Origin of the sequence: Gordonia jinhuaensis, from assembly GCF_014639795.1 — a bacterium.
Taxonomy (GTDB): Bacteria; Actinomycetota; Actinomycetes; order Mycobacteriales; family Mycobacteriaceae; genus Gordonia_B; species Gordonia_B jinhuaensis.
On sequence record NZ_BMGC01000065.1, the window covers coordinates 1 to 7859 of the forward strand.

The 7859-nt window shown below is 67.2% G+C and carries 7 protein-coding genes; 5 read left to right on the top strand and 2 right to left on the bottom strand.

Going from position 1 to position 7859, the window contains the following annotated elements; genetic code table 11:
- The first annotated feature begins 47 nt into the window (after positions 1-47).
- Together IEW22_RS19270 and IEW22_RS19275 are read left to right on the top strand one after the other, a co-directional pair.
- Positions 48-1937, top strand: coding sequence for an MMPL family transporter (locus IEW22_RS19270; protein WP_229742917.1), 1890 nt, complete (start codon positions 48-50; stop codon positions 1935-1937).
- A 135-nt stretch (positions 1938-2072) separates the two neighbouring features.
- Complete coding sequence (locus IEW22_RS19275) at positions 2073-2294, top strand: hypothetical protein (RefSeq protein WP_005179582.1); 222 nt, start codon at positions 2073-2075, stop codon at positions 2292-2294.
- A gap of 612 nt (positions 2295-2906) precedes the next feature.
- On the opposite strand, the gene IEW22_RS19280 is transcribed toward IEW22_RS19275, so the two are convergent.
- Positions 2907-3284 carry an ArsR/SmtB family transcription factor gene (locus IEW22_RS19280; protein ID WP_005179587.1) on the bottom strand — a complete coding sequence of 126 codons (378 nt, stop codon included), beginning with the start codon at positions 3282-3284 and terminating at the stop codon, positions 2907-2909.
- A gap of 124 nt (positions 3285-3408) precedes the next feature.
- Between IEW22_RS19280 and merA the strand changes: the two genes are divergently transcribed.
- Genes merA through merB form a run of 3 tightly spaced genes read left to right on the top strand, consistent with a single transcriptional unit; the run spans position 3409 to position 6004 of the window.
- Positions 3409-4845, top strand: coding sequence for a mercury(II) reductase (merA, locus tag IEW22_RS19285; RefSeq protein WP_007240196.1), 1437 nt, complete (start codon positions 3409-3411; stop codon positions 4843-4845).
- 24 nt (positions 4846-4869) lie between these two features.
- Positions 4870-5421 carry a MerR family transcriptional regulator gene (locus tag IEW22_RS19290; protein ID WP_005179589.1) on the top strand — a complete coding sequence of 184 codons (552 nt, stop codon included), beginning with the start codon at positions 4870-4872 and terminating at the stop codon, positions 5419-5421.
- A complete protein-coding gene (gene merB / locus IEW22_RS19295) occupies positions 5363-6004 on the top strand; it encodes an organomercurial lyase MerB (protein ID WP_005179592.1) in 642 nt (213 codons plus the stop codon). Before IEW22_RS19290 ends, merB begins: the two co-directional genes overlap by 59 nt.
- 1223 nt (positions 6005-7227) lie before the next feature.
- On the opposite strand, the gene IEW22_RS19300 is transcribed toward merB, so the two are convergent.
- Positions 7228-7859: 3'-5' exonuclease (locus IEW22_RS19300; protein ID WP_229742918.1), on the bottom strand; the 632-nt coding region annotated here is incomplete at its 5' end.

The following is a 7859-nucleotide window of genomic DNA, read 5'->3' on the forward strand; positions in this document are numbered from 1 at the left end:
CCGGCGACGTTGGTCACGCTCGAGTTTCTTGTCCACCACAGTCATCAGTGTCTCGGCTTTCAGTCAGGAGCACCGCTACCTCACACAAACCATCTGACACGCTCCAGATCTCGGCCGACGGTCACGTCGCGATCGCGCTCGCCGGCATGGACGGCGACATGGCCGAACGCGCGAAAGTCGCGCGCGACCTGCAAGACGCCATCGCCACCACCGGCGACGATTCCATCGACGTAGGGGTCACCGGGTACTCGGCGGTACAGAACGCGGCCACCGAACTGCAGAACGCCGACCTGGCCCGCGCCGAGGCAATCGGCATCCCGGTCGCGCTGGTCCTGCTCGTCCTCGCCCTCGGCGCCCTGGCCGCAGCGGCGGTCCCGATCGCAGTGGCCATCGCCGGGATGCTGACCGCGGTCGGAGTGTTGTTCACCCTCACTGCTGTGACCGCGTTCGATTCGCTGACCGTGGCCATGGCCACCATGGTGGGCCTCGGCGTCGGTATCGACTACGCGATGTTCATCGTCAGCCGCTTCCGCGAAGAACTCACCCACCACACCGGGCCAGACCATGCCGCGATCAGCGGCGCCGTCGGTCGCTCCCTCGCCACAGCAGGCAAAACGATTCTGGTCTCGGGCTTGGTGGTGATGATCTCGCTGTGCGCGTTGATCATCATCCAGGCACCGATCTTCCGTGGCATCGCCATCGGCGTCGCCACCGCCGTCACCAGTATGCTCACCGTCGCCGTCACCCTGCTACCCGCCCTGCTCGCCGCCTTGGGCCCGGCTGTCAACCGCGGTAGTCTCCCGGCCCGCTGGCGCCCTGCCGACAGCGCCACCGACGCTCCCGGCGTTCTCGGTGGCCGCTGGGCGCGCTGGGCGTACCTCGTCATGCGCCGACCCGTCCTCTTCGGCACCGCGGCCGCAGCGGTGCTGGTCCTCGCCGCGCTGCCGGTATTCGGGATCCGCTACGGCCTCGACATGGGCACCACCGCCCTCGACGACACCCCGACCGGACGCGCCAGCACCGCATTGAACACCAACTTCCCGCCCGGAGCACTCTCCCCGGTCGAGATCATCGCCACCGGCCCCAGCGACACCCCACTCACCGCAGACGCCGAAGCACGGGTCAACCGATTCCTGACCGAGATCGACGGCGACGCCCGCATCGACACCGTCCTGCCCGCCCAGCTCAATGACGGTCGAATGCTCGCGATGGCGATCCCCTCGGTCACCTTCGACTCGATGGCCGCCACCGACCTCGTCCGCGACCTGCGCAACACAGCCGCCGGCGCAGCCGGAGCCGAGATCCGCATCGGCGGCAGCACCGCCGAATTCGTCGATCTCTCCGACGAAATGACCACCAAACTTCCGCTGGTCGTAGCCCTGGTGCTGACCGCCTCGCTGGTCTTCCTCATCGCCGCTTTCCGCAGTATCGCCTTACCCCTCAAGGCCATCGCGATGAACCTGCGCGCCACCGGCGCCGCCCTCGGTATCACCGTCGCGGTGTTCCAGTGGGGTCTGGGCGAGAACGTCCTCGACTTCACCAGCCCCGGATTCGTGCAGGTCTACCTACCCACCGTGGTGTTCGCGCTACTGTTCGGGCTCTCGATGGACTTCCTGATTCGTCGCATCCGCGAATACTGGGACGCCAGCGGCGACAACCAGCGCGCCGTCGCGGCCGGGCTCACCCACACCGCACGCCCCATCACCGCGGCCGCCGCGATCATGATCGCCATCTTCGCAAGCTTCCTCACCGCCGACATCCTCGAACTCAAACAACTCGGACTCGCCCTTGCCGTCGCCGTCGCCATCGACGCCGTCCTCATCCGCCTCGTCCTCGTCCCCGCCCTCATGCGCCTGCTCGGCGGCTGGAACTGGTGGCTGCCCGCCCTCAGGTTTCGCCCACCCAACACTCGCGCACTACGGGCCGCCGCTGAGTAGCGCGGCGATCAGACCAGGTTGATTCGTCGCGGACACGGGACCGGCCGCCGGGGCCACACCGCCCTCGGGGGCAACCGTCACGGCCGGTCTGACCTTCGAGTCGAGTCGAAGGTTCAGGGTCGCGGGGTGGTGATGATGCGTATTACCCAGCTGGCGCGGCGGAGCGGTGTCCCTGCCACCAGCTGCGGCTCTACGTCGGATCTGGCCGAGTTCGTGGAGGCCGGACCGTTCCTGGAAGCGTTCCTCGTGTTGATCGTCATCCCACTGACGCTGGCGTGGCTCACCCCAGGTGTACCGCGCGCCGGGACCGGGCAGCGGGTCTCGGCGCGCGGTGAGCACCGGCGATGGCGCCGTTGATGGCTACGGTGCTGATCACCGTGGTGGCCTCGCAGGCGCCAAACTCGGTGACGGCCTGAGCCAGGTCGCGGCGGTGGTGCGGGCCGGAGTGCCCGCGTCGCCGGAAGGTGTGGCTGCGCAGCCCTCATCGCAGCCGCGGGCGCGAGTCATTGGCGGGACCAGATCAGTCCGAGGAGCCCGAGTCCGATGGGCGAATCCGAGCGGTTGGAGCCATGACAGGCTCACCAGCAGCGTGCCGCTGCTCAGTGCTACGGCCGCGATCAGCAGCGGGGCACCACCGCGCAACAGCCCAGGCAGCAGTGCCGCGGTCCCGATGCAAGCCCGCCAGCGGCGTGTCTAGGTCGCAGCAGCCACAACGGCCTCCCCCGCAGCTCGCCGAGCCACCGCTGCCTGGCGCTGGGTTCGGTGTCGATGGGACAGGGCAGCAGGGGGATTCGCTGCGCTCGAGCAGGTCTTCGCGTCCGGCCGCCAGCGCGGCGGCCAGGGTGTCGCCGGACCGCGGTGAGTTCGGCGAGCTCGGCATCGACCTCGGCGAGCTTGACACCCAGTCCCAGCCGCGGTGAACCCGCCGACGGTGAGCGGCTGCCGAGACGTGAGGGCTGTCGAGGGCGTTCATGTCCGGTCACCGTCCGGTACCTGGTCGATGCGGGTGCAGCACGTCAGGGCGGCGGCGTTGTCGGCCGCGAGCAACCGGGCGAGCAGCACCAGTTCGGCCACGCGCGGGTCTCCGACCGTGTACCGCAGCTTCTTGCCGTCGCGGCGCGCGACGATGTATCCGCAATCGGCCAGACACGACAGGTGCACCGACACCCGCGGCTGGGAGATGCCGGCGTGGGCGACGCAGTCGGCCGAGGTGCGTTCGCCGGCGAGGATGTATTCCAGCAGCTTCAACCGGGTCGGATCCGACAGGGCGCGAAAGAACTTCGCCGTCGTATCCAGATGTGTGCACGCCAGCTCGTCGCCGGGCACGGCGGTCGTGGACCGGGACATGGGGCACCTCCACACCACTTGAACTATTCGCTTAAGCGCATAGTATGAGCCCTGTAGGTATTCGTCAATGCGAATAGCAGCCGTTGGCTGGCGACGCGGTTGCTCAACCCCTCAGGAGGCAGGCGTGGCCACGACACAATCCCGTCCGGATCTGGCGATCGTCGGGTCCGGTTCGGCGGCGTTCGCCGCCGCTATCGCCGCGGTCGGCCACGGCAGGTCCGTGGTGATGATCGAGCGCGACACCGTCGGTGGCACCTGCGTGAACGTCGGGTGTGTGCCGTCGAAGACGTTGCTGGCCGCCGCGGAGGCCCGCCACGCCGCAGCCGCCGCCGACCGGTTTCCCGGCCTGGGTGCCGCTGCGGTGCCGCTGGATTTTCCGGGCCTGATCGCCGGTAAGGACGCGCTGGTCGCGCAGCTGCGGGCAAACAAGTACATCGAGCTGGCGGGCGAGTACGGGTGGGAGATCGTCTCCGGCACGGCAGTGTTCGACGGCACGAGTGCGGCGCCGGGGTTGCGGGTCGGAGCGAACGACGGCGGGACCCGGGTGATCGAGGCTGGCCATTACCTGATCGCGACCGGTGCGACGCCGTGGATCCCGCCGATCGACGGTCTGGTCGAGGCCGGGTATCTGACCTCGACCACCGCCATGGACCTGAAGCGGCTCCCGGAGTCGCTGATCGTGATCGGCGGCAACACTGTCGGGCTCGAACAAGCCCAGTTGTTCGCCCGCCTCGGCACCCGGGTGACGGTGATCGAGGCCCTGGGGCGGCTGGCGCCGGGCGAGGAACCGGAAATCTCGGCCGCGATCGAGGCTGTCTTCGCCGATGAGCATATCGCCGTGTTGACCGCGGCCACCGTCGAGAAGGTCCTGGCCGGTGGCGGCCACAAGCTGGTGAGCGTGCGCACTCGGGCCGGGGTCAGCGAGCTGCGGGCCGAACACGTGTTGGTCGCGACCGGTCGCCGCCCGAACACCGCGGGGCTGGGCCTGGAGGCGGTCGGGGTCGGTGTCGACGGGCGCGGCGCGGTGATCGTCGATGACCGTCAGCGCACCGACAATGCCCGGATCTGGGCGGCCGGGGACGTGGCCGGGGGCCCGCAGTTCGTGTATGTGGCCGCCGCGCAGGGAACGCTGGTGGCCGACAACGCGTTCGCCGACGCGGATCGGGTCCTGGACTACGCCACAGTGCCGCGGCTGACGTTCACCAGCCCCGCCATCGCCGCCGTGGGGCTCACCGAGGCCGAGGCGGTGACGGCCGGATACCGGTGCCGGTGCCGGACGCTGGCGTTGTCGAGTGTGGCGCGGGCGCTGGTCAACCGCGATACCCGTGGCCTGGCCAAGATCGTCGCCGACGCCGATACCGGCCGGATCTTGGGCGTGCACGCGCTGGCCGAGGGTGCCGGAGACCTGATCACCGCCGCCGGATACGCGATGACCGCGGGTATGACCGTCGACCGGCTCGCCCACAGCTGGGCGCCGTATCTGACCATGGCCGAAGCGTTGAAACTGACCGCCCAGACCTTCACCACCGACGTGACGAAACTGTCCTGCTGCGCAGGCTGACGATCTCCTCCAGGAAAGGCCGAGATGAACGGGCACATGACGATCGGCGTGTTGTCGGCGCGGACCGGGGTGAGGGTGAAGGCGTTGCGTGAATACACCGACCTCGGGCTCATCCACACCCTGGGGCGCAGCGCGGCCGGCTACCGCCTGTACACCGATGACGCACTGTGGTGTGTGCGGTTCATCGGCGAGCTGCGCGGGCTTGGGCTCACCATCGCCGAGATCTGCCAGCTCACCGATGACGCCGTCGATAGTGGAGACGGAGCGGTCGGCGCGCGTCTGGCCGAGCTACTGGAGCGGTCGCGACAGCGGCTGCACCGCCGGATCAGCGACGCCCAGCAGATCCTCGACCGCATCGACGACTTCACCAGCATCCACCGTGCGCGGTGGGCCGCCGACGATGTGTGCTGGACCGAGGTCCGTGCCGATGCCCGACGCGGGCTTGACTCTGCCCCCGGGGGCAGACCCTACCGTCATCGACATCGCACCCGACGCATTCTCGGAAAGGCTGACTCTCATGAGCACCGACTCCATTCCCGCCGACGTTTTCGCCACGATCGCACCAGCCGACCGTGACCGGGCGCTGCTGCGGGCCGCGCTGCGGCTGCTGGCCCACGGAGCGCCGGTCACCGTCACGGAGTTGGCGGCCGCAGCCGGTGTCGACGCCGGAGATCTCGAAGAGACACCGATCGGCGCCGACATCGAATACGACGAGCAGGGCCGGGTCCTCGGGTGGGGATTGACCCTGAATCCGACCCCGCACCGATTCACCGTCGCAGGCCATCAGCTCTACACCTGGTGTGCGCCCGACACGCTCGTCTTCCCCGCCGTGATCGGGGCGAGCGCACACGTCGAATCCGAGTGCCCGGTTACCGTCAGCGCCGTGCGATTGACCGTCGATCCAGTCACGGGAGTCACCGACCTGCAACCGGCCGCCGCGATGGTGGCCTTCGTCGACCCCGCCGGGATCCGGGGCGGGCAGGTCCGCGCCACCTGCTGCAATCCGCAGATGTTCCTGGCCACTCCCGACGCCGCCGAGCAGTGGCGATCCGAGCATCCTGGGATGACCGTGCTACCGGTCGCCGACGCCTACACCCAGCTCGCACGCCCACTGGCCGAGGCGCTCATCGACCCGGCCGGCGAGGCGCCGTGCTGCTGACTCAGAACAGGGTGTCGCGCACCCACAAGGGCCGGTACCCGGTCGGGCCGAGCTGGGCGAGTTCGGCGTCGATATCGGTCTTGAACGCGCCGAAGAAGACCTCCGATCACACCAAGAGGTCAAGCCGCGATCTCGAAGGACGCGTCCTGAGCGGGCCCGAACGCCTTGATCGGGTCGTAGTGCTGACCGGTTTGCAAGCAGTAGTGGAGCTGCCCGAGCAAGCGGTCGAAGAGGTGCCGAAGCGCAGCGGCGTGCCGATCGCCGCGGTCGCGTCCTCGGCGTTAATGGTCTTGGGGTGCGCCGGCTTTCGCCATCGCGGCGAACGCCCAAAGGAATCCTGCAGCGTTGAGTCGGTTGTTCTTCACCACGCGGCGGGTAATCGAGATGCTGCGCCCGGAGGCCCGCGTGATCAGCACAGAACCGGCGTAGGTCCTTCAGCGAACGGGCGTCGGTGAACCGCTCGCGGTCGTCGCCGATCTCGCCGAGCACCCGAGCGCCGGAGAGGTCAGCCAGGCCAGGAAAACTGGTGATCACCGCGTAGTCGGGGTACTGCTGGAATGCCTCGGTAGTGGCCTCGGTGAGCTGATCCACGGCGGCGCATTCAGCATCGACGCCACCCAGCAGCGCGAGGGCCTGGCGGCCGAAGGCATCCGCTGATCTACAGATCGAGAGTCAGGGTGGCGGTGCGCGCTCGAGATACGCACGGGTAGATGACTCCGGTGACGAGCGCTACTGACACGAGTGACGAATCCCCAGGTCGCCAACTGACATCCAAATGACGGATCTCAGGCCACGTGTTGCATCTGATGCAATATGCAGGGGCTTACTTGACATAATGTATCTTATCGGCGTTGATACCTATCGAGTTCGCAGACAGGCGGATTCTCGAGTGTGAACCGATATCGAGATCGGCGAATTGTCATCCGCGGTGCCGTGATTTCGTCAGATTAGCGGGCCGTGACAAAGTGTGTTGCTCCCGAGTCCCCGCGTGTACATGAGGCTCGTGTGGCCTGGCGGCCCGCATGTCCTTCGGGTTCTGAGAGTGCGAGCGGTACGTCGCGTAGGAAGAGTCGGACACTCAACATGTCCCCTTCCAGGGGGGCCTATCGCTGGTTACGTCACAGTGACGAAATGAACCGTCCCGGGAAATGCGAAGCTGCAGTCCCGTGACGTGGGCTGCTCGGGAAACAGACCCGCACTCGAGAAGGTACATCAGGCTCCTCTCACATCGCGACGGTCACCTCATGCTTCACACCGGACGTGCTGAGCAGGTGAGTGAGCTGGTCGAGGCGATTTGGTGGAATGACGAGTATGAGCACCTTCCGGGCCCGACTGGCGCCGACGTAGAGAACGCGGCGGAGTTCGGAATTGCGGCCGTTGTGCCAGTCATCGAGCACATGTGGCTGACCTCTTACGGGATCGGAGATCGCCAAAACCACCGCATCGAACTCGTCGCCTTTGACGCCATGTATATGTGTCCAACGAACGGGATCTGCGTCGGTGACGGTGATCATGCCGCCAATGCGTGATGTCCAGAAGTTCCAGAGCTTGTCGTTGACCACTGTTCGCCTTGTGAACTGTGGGTGAAGCGACAGCGGGAGTCCGTCGGCGAAGTGCCGGACTAACTTACGAACATCTTCCGCGCATTTGGATTTATCAGTCCAGTCCTGTGAGGCATCGCGGATAGTGCTGATCAGTACCCGTAGGTCTTCGGGACGAAGGCCGAGCATGTCGAGTTGTTCGGACCGGGTGAGGGGGACCCATTCGATGGTCCAGTCGCTATGCGGCTTGAGGTTGGTGGGTCGTGGTCCACTGTAGGGCGAACTCGGCGGGGGTGAGTCCGTGGTGGGCCGAA